15 protein-coding genes are annotated in these 19559 nt (G+C 58.8%); 8 read left to right on the forward strand and 7 right to left on the reverse strand.

The annotated features are described in order from the left end of the window. Positions 1-5 precede the first annotated feature (5 nt). A complete protein-coding gene (locus tag J5M57_RS04985) occupies positions 6-974 on the forward strand; it encodes an ABC transporter ATP-binding protein (RefSeq protein ID WP_064585946.1) in 969 nt (322 codons plus the stop codon). Further along, positions 974-1954 (forward strand): peptide ABC transporter ATP-binding protein, encoded by a 981-nt coding sequence (locus J5M57_RS04990; RefSeq protein WP_207847762.1) that lies wholly within the window; start codon positions 974-976, stop codon positions 1952-1954. Before J5M57_RS04985 ends, J5M57_RS04990 begins: the two co-directional genes overlap by 1 nt. Before the next feature lie 209 nt (positions 1955-2163). On the opposite strand, the gene J5M57_RS04995 is transcribed toward J5M57_RS04990, so the two are convergent. From J5M57_RS04995 to J5M57_RS05005, 3 genes are all read right to left on the reverse strand, one after another. Continuing rightward, positions 2164-2418: a hypothetical protein gene (locus J5M57_RS04995; RefSeq protein WP_207847763.1), complete on the reverse strand. Its 255-nt coding sequence runs from the start codon at positions 2416-2418 to the stop codon at positions 2164-2166. Between the two features lie 157 nt (positions 2419-2575). After that, positions 2576-3811 carry an MFS transporter gene (locus J5M57_RS05000; RefSeq protein WP_207847764.1) on the reverse strand — a complete coding sequence of 412 codons (1236 nt, stop codon included), beginning with the start codon at positions 3809-3811 and terminating at the stop codon, positions 2576-2578. Positions 3812-4530: 719 nt separating this feature from the next. Continuing rightward, on the reverse strand, positions 4531-6114 hold the full coding sequence (locus J5M57_RS05005) for a peptide chain release factor 3 (protein WP_064585942.1): 1584 nt from the start codon (positions 6112-6114) through the stop codon (positions 4531-4533). A gap of 449 nt (positions 6115-6563) precedes the next feature. Between J5M57_RS05005 and J5M57_RS05010 the strand changes: the two genes are divergently transcribed. From J5M57_RS05010 to J5M57_RS05030, 5 genes are all read left to right on the forward strand, one after another. Beyond that, positions 6564-7253, forward strand: a complete 690-nt coding sequence (locus tag J5M57_RS05010) for an ABC transporter permease (RefSeq protein WP_169843207.1) — start codon at positions 6564-6566, stop codon at positions 7251-7253. A 21-nt stretch (positions 7254-7274) separates the two neighbouring features. Next, positions 7275-8168, forward strand: coding sequence for a glycine betaine ABC transporter substrate-binding protein (locus J5M57_RS05015; protein WP_064585941.1), 894 nt, complete (start codon positions 7275-7277; stop codon positions 8166-8168). Positions 8169-8180: 12 nt separating this feature from the next. Continuing rightward, on the forward strand, positions 8181-8834 hold the full coding sequence (locus J5M57_RS05020; protein WP_064585940.1) for an ABC transporter permease: 654 nt from the start codon (positions 8181-8183) through the stop codon (positions 8832-8834). Beyond that, the gene (locus J5M57_RS05025; RefSeq protein WP_047291222.1) at positions 8831-9988 is read left to right on the forward strand and encodes an ABC transporter ATP-binding protein; all 1158 of its coding nucleotides are present in this window, start codon (positions 8831-8833) and stop codon (positions 9986-9988) included. Before J5M57_RS05020 ends, J5M57_RS05025 begins: the two co-directional genes overlap by 4 nt. A gap of 928 nt (positions 9989-10916) precedes the next feature. Then, a complete protein-coding gene (locus J5M57_RS05030; RefSeq protein WP_064585938.1) occupies positions 10917-12080 on the forward strand; it encodes a type III PLP-dependent enzyme in 1164 nt (387 codons plus the stop codon). A 47-nt stretch (positions 12081-12127) separates the two neighbouring features. Here the strand turns inward: J5M57_RS05030 and J5M57_RS05035 are convergent, their stop codons facing one another. The 4 genes from J5M57_RS05035 to J5M57_RS05050 all read right to left on the reverse strand — a co-directional run bounded on the left by J5M57_RS05035 (position 12128) and on the right by J5M57_RS05050 (position 16940). After that, complete coding sequence (locus tag J5M57_RS05035; protein WP_207847765.1) at positions 12128-13006, reverse strand: hypothetical protein; 879 nt, start codon at positions 13004-13006, stop codon at positions 12128-12130. A 47-nt stretch (positions 13007-13053) separates the two neighbouring features. Further along, positions 13054-15270, reverse strand: a complete 2217-nt coding sequence (locus tag J5M57_RS05040) for an alpha-xenorhabdolysin family binary toxin subunit A (RefSeq protein WP_207847766.1) — start codon at positions 15268-15270, stop codon at positions 13054-13056. Between the two features lie 237 nt (positions 15271-15507). Further along, the gene (locus J5M57_RS05045; protein ID WP_169843074.1) at positions 15508-16263 is read right to left on the reverse strand and encodes a tetratricopeptide repeat protein; all 756 of its coding nucleotides are present in this window, start codon (positions 16261-16263) and stop codon (positions 15508-15510) included. Continuing rightward, on the reverse strand, positions 16260-16940 hold the full coding sequence (locus J5M57_RS05050; RefSeq protein ID WP_064585934.1) for a Fe2+-dependent dioxygenase: 681 nt from the start codon (positions 16938-16940) through the stop codon (positions 16260-16262). The genes J5M57_RS05045 and J5M57_RS05050 overlap by 4 nt, the downstream gene beginning before the upstream one ends. A gap of 207 nt (positions 16941-17147) precedes the next feature. Between J5M57_RS05050 and J5M57_RS05055 the strand changes: the two genes are divergently transcribed. Continuing rightward, positions 17148-19406, forward strand: a complete 2259-nt coding sequence (locus J5M57_RS05055; protein ID WP_207847767.1) for a TonB-dependent siderophore receptor — start codon at positions 17148-17150, stop codon at positions 19404-19406. Positions 19407-19559 lie beyond the last annotated feature (153 nt).

Here is a 19559-nt window from a genome sequence, read left to right on the forward strand (position 1 = left end):
TTCCCATGTCATTGCTAGAAATCAAGAATCTCAACGTTCGCTTCGGCGACAAGAACGCCGTTCCGGTGGTCGATGGCCTCGACCTGAAAGTGGACAAGGGCGAAGTCCTGGCGATCGTCGGCGAGTCCGGTTCGGGCAAGTCGGTGACCATGATGGCGCTGATGGGCCTGATCGAGCACCCGGGGATCGTCACTGCCGATGCCCTGAGCTTCGACGGCAAGAACATGCTCAAGCTGAGCAACCGCCAGCGTCGGCAGATCGTCGGCAAAGACCTGGCGATGGTGTTCCAGGACCCGATGACCGCACTCAACCCGAGCTACACCGTCGGTTTCCAGATCGAAGAAGTGCTGCGCCTGCACCTGAAAATGTCCGGCAAGCAAGCGCGCAAACGCGCCATCGAACTGCTGGAAAAAGTTGAAATCCCGGGCGCCGCCAGCCGTATGGACGCCTACCCGCACCAACTGTCTGGCGGCATGAGCCAGCGCGTGGCGATTGCCATGGCGATTGCCGGCGAGCCGAAACTGCTGATCGCCGACGAACCGACCACGGCACTCGACGTGACGATTCAGGCACAGATCATGGATCTGCTGCTGGCGCTGCAGAAAGAACAGAACATGGGCCTGGTGCTGATCACCCACGACCTCGCCGTTGTCGCCGAAACCGCCCAGCGCGTGTGCGTGATGTACGCCGGCCAGGCGGTTGAAGTCGGTCAGGTGCCGCAACTGTTCGACATCCCGGCGCACCCGTACAGCGAAGCGCTGCTCAAGGCGATTCCCGAACACAGCCTGGGCGCCGAGCGCCTGTCGACCTTGCCGGGCATCGTGCCGGGCCGCTACGACCGTCCGCAGGGTTGCCTGCTGTCGCCGCGCTGCCCGTACGTGCAGGACAGCTGCCGTGCGCAGCGTCCGAGCCTGGACCCGAAAGCCAACAGCCTTGCCCGTTGCTTCTACCCGCTGAATCAGGAGGTGGCGTAATGGCCGTCGTACTTACCGCCCGCGACCTGACCCGTCACTACGAAGTTTCTCGAGGCCTGTTCAAGGGCCACGCGACCGTGCGCGCCCTCAACGGCGTGTCGTTCGAACTGGAAGCCGGCAAGACCCTCGCCGTGGTCGGCGAGTCGGGTTGCGGCAAATCCACCCTGGCCCGTGCCCTGACCCTGATTGAAGAGCCGTCGTCCGGCTCGCTGAAAATCGCCGGTCAGGAAGTCGCCGGTGCCGACAAGGCCCAGCGCAAGCAACTGCGCAAAGACGTGCAGATGGTGTTCCAGAGTCCGTACGCGTCGTTGAACCCTCGGCAGAAAATCGGTGATCAACTGGCCGAGCCGCTGCTGATCAACACCAACCTGAGTGCCGCCGAGCGTCGCGAGAAAGTCCAGGCGATGATGAAGCAGGTGGGCTTGCGTCCTGAGCATTACCAGCGCTATCCGCACATGTTCTCCGGCGGTCAGCGTCAGCGGATCGCCCTGGCCCGGGCGATGATGCTGCAACCCAAAGTGCTGGTGGCGGACGAACCGACCTCGGCGCTGGACGTGTCGATTCAGGCACAGGTGCTGAACCTGTTCATGGACCTGCAGCAGGAATTCAACACCGCCTACGTGTTCATCTCGCACAACCTGGCAGTGGTGCGTCACGTTGCTGATTCGGTGTTGGTGATGTACCTCGGCCGCCCGGTGGAAATGGGCCCGAAAGAGGACATCTACACCCGCCCTCTACACCCGTACACCCAGGCCTTGTTGTCGGCGACGCCAACCATCCACCCGGATCCGGACAAGCCGAAAATCAAGATCGTCGGCGAACTGCCAAACCCGCTGAACCCGCCACCGGGCTGCGCGTTCCACAAGCGTTGCCCGTACGCGACCGAGCGTTGCAGCATGGAAGAGCCGGCCCTGCGTGAACTCGACAACCGCCAGGTGGCGTGTCACTACGCCGAGCAGTTCCTGGATGGCGCGGCGTAAGCAAAACCGAAGACCGACACAAAACCTGTAGGAGCTGTCGAGTGAAACGAGGCTGCGATCTGTTGATTTTCAGAATCAAGATCAACAGATCGCAGCGTACCGCAGCTCCTACAGGGATCGTGTTTATCCGCAAGTAATGTGTTAACCAAACCCCTTCTCCTCCGATTGCGCATCAGTCGGGGAAGAAGGGGTTTTCTTTTGCCGGCGATCTACGTCTGGCTGTCGCCGTCTTCATCGTCGTCGGTGTCCGGCTCATCAGTGGTCGAGTCGTCGTCATCCTTGCTGCCGCCCTGGTCCTGATCGCCCGGCTCGGATTCGGACTTGGCCAGCATGATCACGCCGTGCCCATGTGGCGCATTAAACCCCTGCTGAGGACTGGCGGTACTCGCCCAGGCTGCAGACGTACCCAGTGACAGCATCACCAAAACCTTAAGCAACAGCACAATGCGTTGAAAAATGCTCATAGCTGATTCCATCCTTTCGTGGTTGAAGCCTGGGGTGCCGACCCGGCGCTGAATGAAATCTAGTTCCGATCAGCGTGGTTCACCAGATAGGACGCTAACGAGACCCCGGAAATGCCCAGGCCAGGCAGATCACTTGTGAATAACCCTTATAACCGAATCAGCTAAGCGAGCTGATATCTTTGCCGGCCGGGAGCCTCTTGGCCTGGGTCGATGAACGCGTCGCGAGGAGGATCAGCGGCAAGGTCAACAACGCCAGTGTCGCGCTCGCAAACCACACGCTGTGGCCTCCGAAGTGTCCATACAGCTGGCCACTGAGCACCGGCGACAGCAGCGCACTCGCGCTCCAACTCATGAAAAACAGACCGAAATACTGGCCGCTTTTGCCGCTCTGCGCGTGTTGCATGACCAGCACATTCATCGGCGGCATGAAAAAAGCTTCACCCAATGTCCAGATCACCGTCGACAGGCACACGTAAAACAGCCCGGAACCCAACGGCAGCATGCCCAACCCGAGAGCCAGCAGCACACACCCGGCCAGCAGTTGTTTACGTACGCCCCAGCGCTCGCCCCAGTGTGTCAGTGGAATCTGCAGCGCCACCACCAGCATCGCGTTAAGCCCGAACTGCCAACCGATGGCCTCGGTGCTCAAGTGGTAGTAGTCGCGCAGGTAGTTGCCCAGCGTGCTGTAAACCGTGTCGAAGGCCATACCCAGCAACACCGCCGCGCCGAGTAGCCAGAGGAACGCCGTATCACGTAACGGCACGCCTGCGCCGGCCCCTGCCTCGGCCACCTCATCGGGCTTGAGCACCGCGCGACGCCAGGTCGTGCGCACAAACCAGAGCAACGCCAGCAACGTCATCGCCGCACTGACGAAAAACACCCAACGGAAATCCGTCTGCGCCAACACCCCGCCGGCAACACCGGCAGCCGCCATGCCAAGATTGCGCGCCACCCGGCTCAAGGCCTGGGCGCGGGAGCGCTGCGCAGGCTCGCAATACTCCATGATCAAGCGCTGATGAAGCGTTCGAATCGCCCCGTCGACGGTGCCGCTGAGCAACAGCAAAACCGCCAGCAACGGCACCTGTGTCACCAGCCCCAGCAGGATCAGCACCCACACGGAAACAAAGAACAACGCCGCCGTCAGACGTGCCGTCCGCACATGATCACTGAGCAGCCCACCGAGCATCGAACCGACCAACAGCCCGGCACCGTACGCCGACAACAGCCAGCCAACCGTCTCGATCGCCAGCCCCAGCTCCTGACGCAGATACAACGCCATGAACAGCTTGACCATGCTGCTTAAGCGATTGATGAACAACAACGCCGCGAGCACCCAGGCCATCAGACTGAAATAGCCGTTGGGGCGAAGCAGATGGACGAGGTTGCGCGTCATTCCATTGACCTCTCAAAACGACTTGCGGGGAACTGGAACACTAACGGCCCGCGATCCGGTTGTCGCGCTCAAGTACATCGAAATCACAAAATACCGAGTCGCCTGACAGCCAATTCACATCAGGCCAAAAGCCCCTCACCCTGACCCTCTCCCAAAGAGAGAGGGAACTGAGAGAGGTGTTTGGGGGAGGTGCGCCGACGTGAAATTACGAGCCGAACTCTGATTCTGAAAAGCCCACAAACCGGCTCCCTCTCCTCGGGGAGAGGGCTGGGGTGAGGGGCAGCCCCACCACAGAATCAAAGCCGACCACGCTGTGCTCTTCACCACTCAACAGGATGAGCGTTAGCTCGACTGCAGCTCTTGATCTTGATCCACGGGCGACGTCGGCAGGCTGAGCGGAGGGATCGATCCGGGCGTGGGAGCGCAGCGACCGTTTGGCGAAGCCAAACACAGCGAGAGGAGGTGCAGCGAAGCAAACCGTAGACGCTGCGCCCGGATCGATCCCGCAGCGAAGGAACCCCGAGCCACAGCGAGCGGGCCGTACGTAGGAGCAAGCGTTTTTGGTTACTTTTTAGGCGTTTGTAAAAAGTGACCCGCCGTAAGGGCGGAACCCTAATCAGCAACACCCGAAGCAACGGATATATACACCCAAACCAACCAAACAAAAAAAAGCCCCCTAGGCATACACCTAGAGGGCTTCGGACAAAACAATTCAGCGCTTAGTGATGCTCACGCGTCGCACGGAATTTCACATCCGGCCAACGCTCTTCCATCAACGCCAGGTTAACCCGCGTCGGCGCCAGATAAGTCAGGTGACCACCGCCATCCAGTGCCAGGTTCTCCACAGCCTTGTTGGAAAACTCCTCAAGCTTCTTCTTGTCGCTGCATTCAATCCAGCGCGCGGAGTACACCGTGATCGGCTCATACGAGCACTCAACCTTGTATTCCTCCTTCAAACGGCTCGCGACCACATCAAACTGCAGCACACCGACGGCGCCAAGAATGATGTCGTTGCTGCGCTCCGGGAAAAACACCTGCGTTGCACCCTCTTCGGCCAGTTGCTGCAGACCCTGACGCAACTGCTTGGACTTCAGCGGATCACGCAGACGCACACGGCGGAACAGCTCCGGCGCAAAGTGCGGAATACCGGTGAAACCAAGGGCTTCGCCTTCGCTGAAAGTGTCGCCGATCTGGATCGTGCCGTGGTTGTGCAGACCAATGATGTCGCCGGCGTACGCCTCTTCCAGTTGCTCACGCTCGGAGGAGAAGAACGTCAGGGCGTCGCCAATGCGCACGTCCTTGCCGGTACGCACGTGGCGCATCTTCATGCCTTTCTCGTACTTGCCCGAGCAAATGCGCATGAAGGCGATGCGGTCGCGATGTTTCGGGTCCATGTTCGCCTGGATCTTGAAGATGAAGCCCGAGAACTTCTCTTCCACCGGCTCCACGGTGCGCTCGTTGGCGACACGGGCCAGCGGACGCGGTGCCCAATCAACCACAGCATCGAGCACGTGGTCGACCCCGAAGTTGCCCAGTGCGGTACCGAAGAACACCGGGGTCAGTTGACCGTCGAGGAACTCCTGCTGGTTGAACTCGTGGCAGGCGCCCTGCACCAGCTCCAGCTGTTCGAGGAAGCGGTCGTACTCGTCGCCCAGATGCGCGCGCGCCTCGTCTGAGTCCAGTTTCTCGATGATCTTGGTTTCGGTGCGTTCGTGACCGTGACCGGCGGTGTAGACAATGATGTAGTCGTCGGCCAGGTGGTACACGCCCTTGAAGTCGCGGTAGCAACCGATCGGCCAGGTGATCGGCGCGGCCTTGATCTTCAGAACGGCTTCGATCTCGTCGAGCAGCTCGATCGGGTCACGGATGTCACGGTCGAGTTTGTTGATAAAGCTGACGATCGGCGTGTCACGCAGACGGCAGACGTCCATCAGGGCGATGGTCCGTGGCTCTACACCCTTACCGCCGTCGAGGACCATCAATGCCGAGTCGACCGCCGTCAGGGTGCGGTAGGTGTCTTCGGAGAAGTCTTCGTGGCCCGGGGTGTCGAGCAGGTTGATCATGTGTTCGCGATACGGGAACTGCATGACCGAGGTAGTAATGGAAATACCCCGTTGCTTCTCCATCTCCATCCAGTCGGATGTCGCATGGCGATCGGATTTACGGGATTTCACCGTACCGGCCACTGCAATCGCCTTGCCCATCAACAGGAGCTTTTCGGTGATCGTGGTTTTACCGGCATCGGGGTGGGAAATAATGGCGAAAGTGCGGCGTTTCGCGACTTCGGCGGCCTGGTTGGTCATGGGAAATCGCCTGGCGGTGATTCAAAAAAGGGCGGCGAGTATAGCTTAAAAAGTAACCGCCGAACCACCGTCCCTCGGACCCGCAAAACCCCGTAGGAGCTGCCGCAGGCTGCGATCTTTTGATCTGTTGCTCTAGAACAAAGTCAAAAGATCGCAGCCTTCGGCAGCTCCTGCAGGTGGCCAGATGGCATCTTATGTGGGAACCTTTTAAAGCACGGAGACGTCCATCCCCTGTTACGACATTTCGTCAGGGGCTGAAAAATCAGCAAGTTAGCCTGACGAGGCTGCGCTCATGGCTCGCTTTCAGACCGCTTTTTGCCGGTGCTGAGGGAGCTGCTTCTCGCGAACGTTTATTCCCGGCAGCCATGTATGGCATGCCACACGGGAGAGCGTTCGCCGACTACAAGAAAAGGAGTCCGCCTGTGGCTATCCGCTATGGCAAAGGGCTGATGGGAGGTGCGGTGGTGATCGCGCTCCTGGCCCTGCTGGTCCACTGGATCGGCATCAACACGATCGAACACTACCGCGACGATTTGTTGTTTTACCTGCAAGCTCATCTGATTCTCGTCCTCGCTTCAATGCTGGCCGCCCTGGTCGTGGGCATCCCCGCCGGCATCTTCCTCAGTCGCCCGACCATGGTCGGCCGCGCTGAACGCTTCATGCAGATCTTCAATATCGGTAACACCGTGCCTCCGCTGGCCGTGCTCGCGATTGCCTTGGGCGTCCTCGGCATCGGCAGTGGCCCGGCGATCTTCGCTTTGTTCCTCGCCTCCCTGTTGCCCATCGTGCGCAACACCTACGAAGGCCTGAAAAATGTGCAGGGTTCGCTGAAAGAAGCGGCCGTCGGCATCGGCATGACGCCGCGCCAAGTGCTGTGGAAAGTCGAATTGCCCAACGCCGTGCCGATCATCATCGGGGGTGTGCGGGTGGCGCTGGCGATCAACGTCGGGACCGCGCCGCTGGCGTTCCTGATCGGTGCCAACAGCCTCGGCAGCCTGATCTTCCCTGGCATCGCCCTGAACAATCAGCCGCAACTGCTGCTCGGCGCCGCGTGCACCGCGCTGCTGGCCCTGCTGCTTGATGGCGTGGTCACCCTCGCCAGCCGTCTCTGGCTGGAACGCGGTTTGCGCCCGTCTTAAGGCTCTTGCGAAGGAATGAATATGAAACGACTTAGCTTGATCTTAAGTTGCATCCTGCTGTTTGCAGGGTTGGCGCAAGCCGCTGAAAAGCCCGTTATCCGCCTCGGCGCCCGGGTGTTCACCGAGCAGACTTTGCTCGCGGAAATCACCGCGCAATACCTGCGCAGCAAGGGTTACGACGCGCAGATCACCGGCGGTCTGGGCAGCAACCTGGCCCGCAGCGCCCACGAAAGCGGGCAGTTGGACATGCTCTGGGAATACACCGGCGTGTCGCTGGTGGCCTACAACCATGTCACCGAGAAACTCGACAGCGCACAGTCCTACGCCCGGGTCAAAGAACTCGACGCGAAAAAAGGACTGGTCTGGCTCACGCCGTCGAAGTTCAGCAACACCTACGCCCTCGCCTTGCCGAAAAACGTCGCCGAGGCCTATCCGCAGATCAACAACATCAGCCAGTTGAACGAGGTCCTGCGCGCTGAAGCCAAGACCAACCACTTGGTGGCACTGGACACCGAGTTCGCCAACCGCTCCGACGGTCTGGACGGCATGGTCAAGCTCTACGACATGAACCTGACCCGCAAGAACATCCGCCAGATGGACGCGGGGCTGGTCTACACCGCGCTGCGTAACGGCCAGGTGTTTGCCGGTCTGGTCTACACCACGGACGGTCGCCTCAACGCCTTCGGCCTGAAGCTGCTGGAAGACGACAAGCACTACTTCCCCGACTACACCGCCGCGCCGGTGGTGCGTCAGGCCTACCTCGACGCCCATCCGCAACTGGCCGAGCAGCTCAAGCCACTGGCCGAACTGTTCGACGACGAAACCATGCGCCAGCTCAACGCGCGGGTCGACGTCGATCACGAGAGCCCGTCGAAAGTCGCCGCCGATTTCCTGCGCCAGCACCCACTGAACTAAGGAGGAAAAGTCATGGAATTTCTGAACGCCTTTTCCCACCTCGACTGGCAGCAGGTGATGCACCTGACCTGGCAGCACATCACCCTGGTCGGCATTGCCGTCACTTTGGCGATCGTCGTCGGCGTGCCGCTGGGCATTCTGATGACGCGCTTCCCGACACTCGCCGGCCCCTTGCAAGCCAGCGCCACGGTGCTGTTGACCGTGCCGTCGATTGCGCTGTTCGGCCTGCTGCTGCCGTTCTATTCCAAGTTCGGTCAGGGCCTGGGGCCGATGCCAGCGATCACCGCAGTGTTCCTCTATTCACTGCTGCCGATCATGCGCAACACCTACCTCGCCCTGACCGGCGTCGAACCGGGCATCCGTGAAGCCGCTCGCGGCATCGGCATGACGTTCGGCCAGCGCCTGCGCATGGTCGAGCTGCCGATTGCGGTGCCGGTGATTCTCGCTGGCGTGCGCACCGCGGTGGTGATGAACATCGGCGTAATGACCATCGCCGCGACCATCGGCGCCGGCGGCCTTGGCGTGCTGATCCTCGCCTCCATCAGCCGCAGCGACATGTCGATGCTGATCGTCGGCGCGCTGCTGGTCAGTCTTCTGGCGATCTTCGCCGACCTCCTCCTGCAGTGGCTGCAACGCACGCTGACTCCAAAAGGACTCCTCAAATGATCGAACTTCAAAACCTCAGCAAGACCTTCCAAAGCAACGGCAAAGATGTCAAAGCCGTGGACTCGGTAAGCCTGACCGTCAATGAAGGCGAAATCTGTGTGTTCCTCGGGCCATCGGGTTGCGGCAAAAGCACCACGCTGAAGATGATCAACCGCCTGATCAAACCGACCTCGGGCAAGATCCTGATCAACGGCGAAGACACCACCGACCTCGACGAAGTGACCCTGCGTCGCAACATCGGCTACGTGATCCAGCAGATCGGTCTGTTCCCGAACATGACCATCGAAGAGAACATCGTCGTGGTGCCGAAACTGCTCGGCTGGGACAAACAGAAATGCCACGACCGCGCTCGCGAACTGATGAGCATGATCAAGCTGGAACCCAAGCAGTATCTGCATCGCTACCCGCGTGAACTGTCCGGCGGCCAGCAACAGCGGATCGGCGTGATCCGCGCACTGGCGGCCGATGCCCCGCTGTTGTTGATGGACGAGCCGTTCGGTGCGGTCGACCCGATCAACCGCGAGATGATCCAGAACGAGTTCTTCGAGATGCAACGGGCGCTGAACAAGACCGTGATCATGGTCAGCCACGACATCGACGAAGCGATCAAGCTGGGCGACAAGATCGCGATCTTCCGCGCCGGCAAACTGCTGCAGATCGATCACCCGGACACCCTGCTCGCGCATCCGGCGGACGACTTTGTCAGCAACTTCGTCGGACAGGACAGCACGCTCAAGCGTCTGCTGCTGGTGAAAGCCGAAGACGCCGCCGATAACGCGCCGTCGGTCAGTCCGGAAACCCCGGTCGCCGATGCGCTGGAATTGATGGACGAGCATGACCGCCGCTACGTGGTGGTCACCTGTGCCGAGAACAAGGCGCTGGGCTATGTGCGTCGCCGCGACCTGCACCGCCAGACCGGCACCTGTGCTCAGTTCCTGCGCGAGTTCAACGCCACCGCGGCGTACGACGAGCATTTGCGCATCCTGTTGTCGCGAATGTACGAGTTCAATCGTTCGTGGCTGCCGGTGATGGATGCCGAGCGGGTGTTCCTGGGTGAAGTCACCCAGGAGTCGATTGCGGCTTATCTGAGTTCGGGGCGCTCGCGCGGGATGAAGACCAATATCGTCTCGCCGGCTGAGGCAGTCGTCGCCTGATCGATTAAAAGGTCGAACATTTAACCTGTGGCGAGGGAGCTTGCTCCCGCAGGGTCGCGCAGCGGCCCTTCCTTTCATAAAAAGCGGGGGACTGCTTCGCAGTCCAGCGGGAGCAAGCTCCCTCGCCACAGGTTTTTTTGTGTTTGCAAAGGCTGGAAAAAAATATCAACACCAAGGTGGGTTCTGGCATTGAGAAACCACCCGTCACACTCTTCAAAATCCCTCTCAATCCACCCGCTCGCCGCCAACGTCGCCGATGTTGCGCCTATCACACTTACCCACGACTTAGCCGACAAAAGCCGCGAACGTGCAGGTATTTTTAACACTCGAAAATTCCTGGGGAACATCTGTCCGTCATCTCGGTCGGCTACAAAGAGTGATAACCGCGACGCACGTCAGAAGCGTGCAAAAACGCGACATTTTTAGTTGATCTCACGCCCCTCACGCCCTAAAGTTCGCGCCGAACGTCCATGCTGGAAACGATCCATCCGGCTCAAGTACTGACGACGAGACAGCAAGGCCAAGGGAAAAAAGCTGCATTTCCCATGGCCTTTTTGCTTTCGGCGACATGCCTTGGGAAGTAGGCGAACCAAAGTGGGGATACGGAGGGCGTTCAGGAGGGTGTGTCATCAATGAATTCACGAGTGCGCCGGAGTCCGCTTTTGCGCAGGGCAAGGCGCGAGGCCCGCAGTTTGGTTGTTCCAAATAAGGGACGAGCAACGCAGCCCTGCGCAAAAGCGGGCCCGGCCCTTCGGGTTGAGCCTGAGCGCGCGCCATGCTGCGTTGCAGGCCTTGCGAAGGGAGTGGCCATTAGCGGCGGCCTGCGCCTTGCCTGGCACGCGCTCAGGTTCAACGCACTCGCGAATTCATTGATGACACACCCTCGCACCCATTGATTACTAACGTTTGCCAGTAGGAGTTCCCAAGTATGTCGATCCAGGTCGAAGACTATTTCGCGCGCGAAACCTTTCAGAAAATGAAGGCGTTCGCCGACAAACAGGAAACCCCGTTCGTGGTGATCGACACCGCGATGATCAGCCAGGCCTATGACGACCTGCGCGCCGGTTTCGAATTCGCCAAGGTCTACTACGCGGTCAAGGCCAACCCGGCCGTCGAGATCATCGACCTGCTCAAAGAGAAAGGCTCGAGCTTCGATATCGCCTCCATCTATGAGCTGGACAAAGTCATGGGTCGTGGCGTGAGCCCGGACCAGATCAGCTACGGCAACACCATCAAGAAGTCCAAGGACATCCGCTACTTCTACGAGAAGGGTGTGCGCCTGTTCGCCACCGACTCCGAAGCCGACCTGCGCAACATCGCCAAAGCCGCGCCGGGTTCGAAAGTCTATGTGCGGATCCTCACCGAAGGCTCGACCACCGCTGACTGGCCTTTGTCGCGCAAGTTCGGCTGCCAGACCGACATGGCCATGGACCTGCTGATCCTCGCTCGCGACCTCGGCCTGGTGCCGTACGGCATCTCGTTCCACGTCGGTTCGCAACAGCGCGACATCAGCGTCTGGGACGCGGCGATCGCCAAGGTCAAAGTGATCTTCGAACGCCTGAAAGAAGAAGACGGCATTCACCTGAAGCTGATCAACATGGGCGGCGGCTTCCCGGCCAACTACATCACCCGCACCAACAGCCTGGAAACCTACGCTGAAGAAATCATCCGCTTCCTGAAAGAAGACTTCGGTGATGACCTGCCGGAAATCATTCTGGAGCCGGGCCGTTCGTTGATTGCCAACGCCGGCATTCTGGTCAGTGAAGTGGTATTGGTTGCGCGTAAATCGCGCACCGCCGTCGAGCGTTGGGTGTACACCGATGTGGGCAAGTTCTCCGGCCTGATCGAAACCATGGACGAAGCGATCAAGTTCCCGATCTGGACCGAGAAGAAAGGCGAGATGGAAGAAGTGGTCATCGCCGGTCCAACTTGCGACAGCGCCGACATCATGTACGAAAACTACAAGTACGGTCTGCCGCTGAACCTGGCAATCGGTGATCGTCTGTACTGGCTGTCGACCGGTGCCTACACCACCAGCTACAGCGCCGTGGAATTCAATGGCTTCCCGCCACTGAAATCGTTCTACGTGTAATACGCGGCGATTGAGAAAAGGCCCATGAGCGATCATGGGCCTTTTTTTTATCGGCGCAGCCATGCCTCCAGGTGGCTCAGCATCGCCAGGCATTCGTCGGCGCCGTCGATGATCGCCGCCAGTTTGAAGTTCAACTCACCCAGTTTCGTTGCACTCTTGGCCTGCAACAGTTGATTGCATACGCCATCGAGGCGCTGATAAAGCGCTTCAATGAACAGCCCCTTCTGCGTATTCACCTGACCCCATCCATTGAACAACTCGACGATGTCGGCCTTGTACTCCGCCGCTCTGACCGCAGGCTCCCTCGACGAGTAAGCGATGTCCCAGACCGGGGTGGTCGCGGCGTCGGCAAACAACGCCTGCGCAACAGTGGGGGTTGCATGGCAAAGGCACGAACGGTGATCCATGGCGCTGACAAATACCGACTTCACGCCGAACGACTCTTCGTACACTTCAACGACGGTATATTTCAGCTGTCGCGTCTCGACTCTAAGTTCAAAGAACCGAAGCGCCAGTTCGTGCAGCAAGTCAGAAACATCCTGAGGGGGAAACAACTTCCAGGTCGGCGACCTGGAAAGACTGTAGACCCGGAAATCCACTTGGCTGACAGGTTCGTTCCGGGAGGTTCTGCCGGTGATTTCCAGCGTTTCACGGGTGAACGTTTGCAGATCTGCAACATAGCCTGCGCCCAGCACTTTCAATGCCTGGGTACACCCCCAGAACGCTTCGAGATAGCGCTGATTGAAGCGGGCATTTTCCAACCGCGAGTCCCTGGCCAGAACCGCCAGTTGATGGCCGCTCCTCCTGCGACGCTCGAAGACCATCGGTATCGCGTTGAACGTTGCGGGCAAGGCACCGAGAAACCGAATGTAACGGTCCAGCACACGCCGTTGCGCCACCGTAAATTCATAAGCCAGTACATTCATGTTGTTTCAGAGGTGATGGGCTTACAGCCCACCCCCTCAGCCCCTTGTTATTGATGAATGCTCTTCAAATGCTTGATGACGTCGGCCATTCGCACGATCGCCGCTTGCGCTCGCGCTTCGACAGGAAGCGAAGTGTTCTGCCGGAAATCACGGGTGAACTGCGCAAAGTCTTCAATCAGACTGGCAAACTCGGCGGCATAGCCAGAACGGCCGGCGTCCAGTTGATCCAGGGTCTCGACCAGTTCGATACGCCCATCAAAACGGCCGATGTCTTTGACGTACTGGTTGATCTGCGCACGCAGTTCACCCGCCTTGTCATTCAACCGGTTGTACGCCGCCAGCATATTGAGGAACGAAATCGCCTCGCCAATACCGGAAATCAACTTCTTCAGGGTATCGATGGCCAACATCGCGACCTGCACCTGAGGTGGCGCCAAGCCCAATGCCTTGAGATTTTCGAGCGACAACTGTGCCTGTTCGCCAATTTTTTCGATGCCTGCCTTGGCGATCAGATCAATCCCCTCGGAAACAGACTTCATCTCGACCGTCAGGTCTGCGAGTTTTTCATCGCACTTGCTCTTGAGTGCCACAGTCGCTGCGCGATCACCCCTCAGGGTCGCGAGCCAGCCGGCCGAAGCGTTGCGGTCATAGTGTGCAGTGATGCTCTTGTGAACAACGTTCAAGTCCTGCGTCTGTACAGACACCTTGTTGAAGATGTTCTTTAACTCGAGCTCCATGTCTTCGCGTACTTCGTCCGCATCATCCGGGTACTCCAGTTCCGCCTGATAGCCTCGCAGCTTCCTCTCCGCGCGCTCCAGATAGATGCCGGTGGCCAGCGCCTGGCTGCGCAGGTCGAACGTGGCCTTGTTGATCGCGATGGCCAGGTTATTCATGGCGCCGACGGTACCGGGCATGTAATCGAATTGTTCAAACAGCATCTGCGCCGTCGTATTCAGGCCTTGCACCGACGCATTATGCTCACGCAGTTTTGCCATATTGAACGTAGGAACAACCGAATTCACCGACAGCAAAGATCTCATGGACCGACTCCGAATAACCAGACGATTTTTCTCATACTCTTTATCCGCTTCTTCAAACACTTTCAGTAACTGGTCGGAACTGACCTTTATCTGTTCCCAGGGATCAATGATATCCAGTAACTGATTTTTGAAGCGGCGCAACGAAGTCGCCTCGAATATACCGTCGACCTCACTAAAGGAAGCCGCGACATAATCACTGAGCGCATTCCACACCAGCATGAGATTCTGCGTAGCCACCTCGGCCTCGATGGCTACGTAACTTAGATTCTGCAGATCATCTCGAATTTTGTTCAACGAACTCAGCGTCTGGTTTTTGCTGGCCATGAGCTGATTATCAGCCAGTTGCAGTTGCTTTAAGCGGTTACGCTCATTACGAATACTTTCCGCCTTGACGCCCTGATAAATACCCAGAATCAAACCACCAATATTCAGAGTGGCTGCGGACTTGATCGCCTCCTGAACCAACTGATCGTACTGTTTGTTCAGTTCATCAATTTCTTTTGAGCGCTGATCAATGGTGCCCTGCAACGCCTTGATGTCGCTCTGGTAGGTGTTCCTGGAAACAAACGCCAGGCGCAAGGCAATTTCCGGCAGCACTTTTTCGCGCATATCAATACCGAAACTGTCCAGTTGCTCTCGCACCCGCTCGGCTTTCTGATGACATTGCGCAACTTTCATCAGCAGATCATTGAGATACGCCTTGATATCCGGGACATCTTCTGGCGACAGGTCGAGATCAGGAAGCCCCGGAATCTGCCGTTTCAGGCTCAGATATTCCTCAGGCGTATTGATATTGTGTTCTTCCAGATACCTCGACGCTTTGAGATCCTCATACACTTCCACGATGGCATTACCGGTGCGGATAATACTGCCGGCAAAGATTTTCAGGTCAGTGCCGGTCAGCATGATTTGCTCGCGCAGCGGCGACCAGCGTTTCGCATGGTCATACGTCATGGTAAAGGTGCGCAGAAAATCCGCAGCTTTCAGGCCCACGCCACCTTGATCACCGGCGCCATAATTCAAATAGGCAATAACGTCTTGCAGACGTACCGGAAGGGACAGCCCCAGAACTTCATACTTTCTCAGACTGACAATCTGTTCCTTGGTCAGCTGTATGCCGGTGTCGCGGTTGTATTCCTCACCCGCACCCAGCGAGGCATTCACAAATACCAGTGGTGCTTTGGCCGCAATTTCCGCGACCGTGTTATTAATCTTCGGCTCCATCAGAGACTCCTTGTCTTCTTCGGAATGTATTAACGGTTATTTTGATGTTCACAAGCCACTTCCAACGGCTTGACCACAAACATCGAAGACAACACTAATCAAGCAGTGCCCGCCCACACAAGTCATTAACTATTAAAATTAAATACCAAAACAACCAGAATCAATTAATCAAACAACAACTAACAGCCAACTACAAAGCACCTGACCGAGTATTAGTTGAGGAGCGCTTTTAATTAATCAGGCCGCGAGCAACTCACTCAGCCGCTGTTGATAAACTTCAGCCATCTGGCGAATCTGTGGGTGACGAGCGTTGAGCAATGCATCGATGCTCACCCGCAGGAAGTTCACGTTCCCTGCCGCCAGTGCCTTGCGCAACCAGCCCAGTGCATCATCGATCAGTCCTTCTTCCGCCAGCACGGCGGCGTAACTGAACTGACCGCGAAAATCCCCGCCCTCGGCCGAGCGGCGATACCAATCGCGCGCGGCGCTCGGATCGGCCTGACAGGCCTGCCCGTCTTCCAGATAACGTCCCAGCAGGTTCATCGACTTGGCGTGGCCGGCTTCAGCGGCGTGCTGGTACAGCGCCAGTGCCTGAGCATGATCCAACACCACCCCGCGCCCGGTGGCCAGCAGATTGGCCAGGTTGTACATCGCCCAATCCAGCCCCGCGTCTGCGGCGATTCGATAATGCTGCGCGGCAATCGCGGCATTCGCGACACAACCCCAACCATGCTCATGACAACGGCCGAGCATGTTGCGCGCCATCAGATGCCCCTGCCCGGCAGCGATGCCGAACCAACGCAGCGCCAGCGGCTGATCCTGGGCGATGCCTCGGCCGTCGAGCAGGATCTGCCCGAGCAACGCCTGCGCTTCAATCACGCCTTGGCCTGCCGCGAGCAGAATCGCCTGCGCGGCACGGGCCGGACTTTCTTCGAGCATGGCGCCGAGCTGCGTGCCGTCGAGCACTTCTTCGCGCCGCAGCAGGTAACTCATACCTCGACCCAGCGCCGCAGCAGGTTGTGATAGGTGCCGGTAAGGCGGATCAGCGACGGGTGATCGGGCAGGTCTTGCGTCAGTTGCTGGATCGCTTCGTCCATCTCGAACAGCAACGCGCGCTGACTGTCTTCGCGCACCAGACTTTGCGTCCAGAAGAACGATGCGTAACGCGCGCCGCGCGTGACGGCGTTGACCTTGTGCAGGCTGGTGCCCGGGTACAGCACCAGGTCGCCGGCCGGCAGTTTCACCCGCTGGGTGCCGAACGTGTCCTGGATCTCCAGTTCACCGCCGTCGTAATCCTCGGGCTCACTGAAAAACAGCGTGGCCGACAGATCGGTGCGCACTCGCTCGATGCTGCCCTTGGGCTGACGCACGGCGTTGTCGATATGAAAATCGAAACTGCCGCCCGCCGTGTAGCAGTTGAGTAACGGCGGGAATACTTTGTGCGGCAGCGCAGCGGACATGAACTGCGGATTTTTCCACAGCCGTTCGAGCATCGCCGCACCGATTTCCTGGGCCAGTGGATGACCTTCCGGCAGTTGCAGATTGTGCTTGGCCTTGGCCGACTGATAACCGGCGGTGATCTTGCCATCGGCCCAATCGGCCTGCTCCAGCGCCTCGCGGATGCGCTGCACTTCGTCTTTGGCGAACAGGCCGGGGATGTGCAGCAGCATGGCGATCGTACCTGATGGTAAAGGGGTGCCAATGGTATTGATTCTTATTGGCCGTGTAAAACCCGCACGACGGATGAATCGCCAAAAACCGTAAGGTTAAATTGTAAAGAATGTAAATTCGTCGCGAATAACAATATTTCGCAATTGATACGAATACCTGTTTACCCTATATTCCGCGACCTCAAATCCTTGGGGAGGGGAATTCACATGTCACGCCAACCACAACAATCCGCCGTCAGTTCACCGCGTTTGCTCGCCTCTGCCATCGGCATGGCGATCACTGCCGGCTCCGCCGGACACATGGCTTTTGCAGCCCAGCAAACCGATGAAAAAGCCTCGGGCAATGCGATTGCGCTGGACGCCACCAGCGTGGTTGGCGAGCAGCAGGACACCTCCTACAAAACCGATGCATCGCAATCGAAGAAATACACCGCGCCGCTGCGCGAAACGCCAAAAAGCGTGACCGTCATCCCGCAGCAGGTGATCCGTGACACCGGCGCCACCAGCCTGGTCGATGCGCTGCGTACGACGCCCGGCATCACCTTCGGTGCCGGCGAAGGCGGCAACCCAGCCGGTGACCGCCCGATCATTCGTGGCTTCAATGCCGAAAGCGACGTGTTCATCGACGGCATGCGCGACCCGGCCTCGCAAAGCCGCGAAATCTTCGACGTGGAATCGGTCGAAGTCAGTAAAGGCCCGGGCTCGGCCTTCACCGGCGCCGGCTCCACCGGTGGCAGCCTGAACCTGGTGAGCAAGACCGCCAAACTGGGAAATTTCTACAACGGTGGTTTCACCTGGGGTTCGGACCAGACCAAGCGCACCACGCTCGACCTGAACCAGCAGATGACCGACACCTCGGCCTTGCGCCTGAACCTGATGAAGCATGAAGCCAACGTCGCCGGACGTGATGGCGTGGACGTCAGCCGCTGGGGCGTGGCGCCGACCTTCTCGTTCGGCCTGGGTACCGACACCCGGGTGATCGTCGGTTACTACCACAACGAAACCGACGACATTCCGGACTACGGCATCCCGCTGACCTCCAGTTCGAATCGCAGCAAATACCACGTCGACAAACCGGCCAACGTCAACCGCGACAACTTCTACGGCCTCACCAGCCGTGACTATCGCCAGACCAGCGACGACAGCGGCACCTTCAAGATCGAACACGACCTGAACGATGACCTGACCGTCTCCAACAGCTTCCGCATGTCGCGCTCGACCCTGGACTACATCGTCAGCAACCCGGACGACAGCAAGGGCAACGTGGCCAAAGGCAGCGTCTATCGTGGCGCCAAGAGCCGCAACTCGACGTCCAGCGGCTGGGTCAACCAGACCGATCTGAGCGCCAAGTTCAACACGGCCGGGATCGAGCACAGCCTGGTCACCGGTCTGGAGTTTTCCTATCAGGACACCCACAACCGGCCGTACGTCCTGACCTCGTCCGCCAGTGGCACCACGTGCAACGCTGCGCTGTTCCGCTCCGGCGACTGCACCAACCTGTACAAGCCAACCCCTGGGGATAACTGGTCGGGCAAAATCACTGACAGCGCTGCGTACACCGATACGGACACCAAAACCGCAGCGGCCTACGTGTTCGACACCCTGAAGTTCAACGAGCAATGGTCCTTGAACCTGGGCCTGCGCTACGACAACTATCAGACCGAATCCAGCGGTTACAGCACCGGCGGTCGCGGCGCGGTGGCGGGCAACTTCTCCCGCGAGAACACCAGCGACCTGCTCAACTACCAGATCGGCGTGGTCTACAACCCGCTGCCTAACGGCAGTGTCTACGCGGCCTACTCCACCTCCAGCAACCCGGCCGGCGAAACCAGCGGCAACGGCAGCCTGGAACTGACCGCGAACAACAGCGACCTGGACCCGGAAAAAAACCGCAACTACGAGATCGGTACCAAGTGGGACTTCTTCGGTGACGACCTGTCGCTGACCGCTGCGCTGTTCCGCACCGAGAAAACCAACGCACGCATCGACGACCCGGACGGCGCCACCACCCAGGTGCTCGACGGCGAGCAGGTCGTCAATGGTCTGGAACTGACCTACAGCGGCAAGCTGACACGCAACTGGAAAGTCTTCGGCGGCTACACCTACATGGACAGCGAAGTGGTCAAGACCACCCTCGCCGCCGACAAGGGCAACCACATGCCGAGCACACCGCGAAACAACTTCACGCTGTGGTCGACCTATGACCTGATCCCGGAAAAACTGACCATTGGCGGCGGCGCGACCTTCGTCGACTCGCAGTTCGGCAACGTCGCCAACTCGGTGGAGATCCCGTCCTACTGGCGCTACGACGCCATGGCCACCTATGCCCTGACCAAGAACGTGGACCTGCAACTGAACGTGCAGAACCTGACCGACAAGCGTTATTTCGACCAGGTGTTCCAGACCCACTACGCCCACGTGGCGGCGGGTCGTACAGCATTGCTGAGCGCCAACTTCCACTTCTAAGGAACCTGTAGGCGCTGCGGTACGCTGCGATCTGTTGATCTTGATTTTTAAAAACCAACATCAAAAGATCGCAGCGTGCCGCAGCGCCTACAAGGAACAAAGCCCCGTTCATTCATTTGAACGGGGCTTTTGTGCGTAATCAAAGAAGCGCTC

The organism is Pseudomonas sp. 86_A (genome assembly GCF_017491705.1).
Lineage (GTDB): Bacteria > Pseudomonadota > Gammaproteobacteria > Pseudomonadales > Pseudomonadaceae > Aquipseudomonas > Aquipseudomonas koreensis.

What these genes read in the sequence shown, in the direction of transcription:
- J5M57_RS04985 (WP_064585946.1), top strand. Translation starts at nt 6, where the DNA reads ATGTCATTGCTAGAAATCAAGAATCTCAACGTTCGCTTCGGCGACAAG.
- J5M57_RS04990 (WP_207847762.1), top strand. Translation starts at nt 974, where the DNA reads ATGGCCGTCGTACTTACCGCCCGCGACCTGACCCGTCACTACGAAGTT.
- J5M57_RS04995 (WP_207847763.1), bottom strand. Translation starts at nt 2,418, where the DNA reads ATGAGCATTTTTCAACGCATTGTGCTGTTGCTTAAGGTTTTGGTGATG.
- J5M57_RS05000 (WP_207847764.1), bottom strand. Translation starts at nt 3,811, where the DNA reads ATGACGCGCAACCTCGTCCATCTGCTTCGCCCCAACGGCTATTTCAGT.
- J5M57_RS05005 (WP_064585942.1), bottom strand. Translation starts at nt 6,114, where the DNA reads ATGACCAACCAGGCCGCCGAAGTCGCGAAACGCCGCACTTTCGCCATT.
- J5M57_RS05010 (WP_169843207.1), top strand. Translation starts at nt 6,564, where the DNA reads ATGGGAGGTGCGGTGGTGATCGCGCTCCTGGCCCTGCTGGTCCACTGG.
- J5M57_RS05015 (WP_064585941.1), top strand. Translation starts at nt 7,275, where the DNA reads ATGAAACGACTTAGCTTGATCTTAAGTTGCATCCTGCTGTTTGCAGGG.
- J5M57_RS05020 (WP_064585940.1), top strand. Translation starts at nt 8,181, where the DNA reads ATGGAATTTCTGAACGCCTTTTCCCACCTCGACTGGCAGCAGGTGATG.
- J5M57_RS05025 (WP_047291222.1), top strand. Translation starts at nt 8,831, where the DNA reads ATGATCGAACTTCAAAACCTCAGCAAGACCTTCCAAAGCAACGGCAAA.
- J5M57_RS05030 (WP_064585938.1), top strand. Translation starts at nt 10,917, where the DNA reads ATGTCGATCCAGGTCGAAGACTATTTCGCGCGCGAAACCTTTCAGAAA.
- J5M57_RS05035 (WP_207847765.1), bottom strand. Translation starts at nt 13,006, where the DNA reads ATGAATGTACTGGCTTATGAATTTACGGTGGCGCAACGGCGTGTGCTG.
- J5M57_RS05040 (WP_207847766.1), bottom strand. Translation starts at nt 15,270, where the DNA reads ATGGAGCCGAAGATTAATAACACGGTCGCGGAAATTGCGGCCAAAGCA.
- J5M57_RS05045 (WP_169843074.1), bottom strand. Translation starts at nt 16,263, where the DNA reads ATGAGTTACCTGCTGCGGCGCGAAGAAGTGCTCGACGGCACGCAGCTC.
- J5M57_RS05050 (WP_064585934.1), bottom strand. Translation starts at nt 16,940, where the DNA reads ATGCTGCTGCACATCCCCGGCCTGTTCGCCAAAGACGAAGTGCAGCGC.
- J5M57_RS05055 (WP_207847767.1), top strand. Translation starts at nt 17,148, where the DNA reads ATGTCACGCCAACCACAACAATCCGCCGTCAGTTCACCGCGTTTGCTC.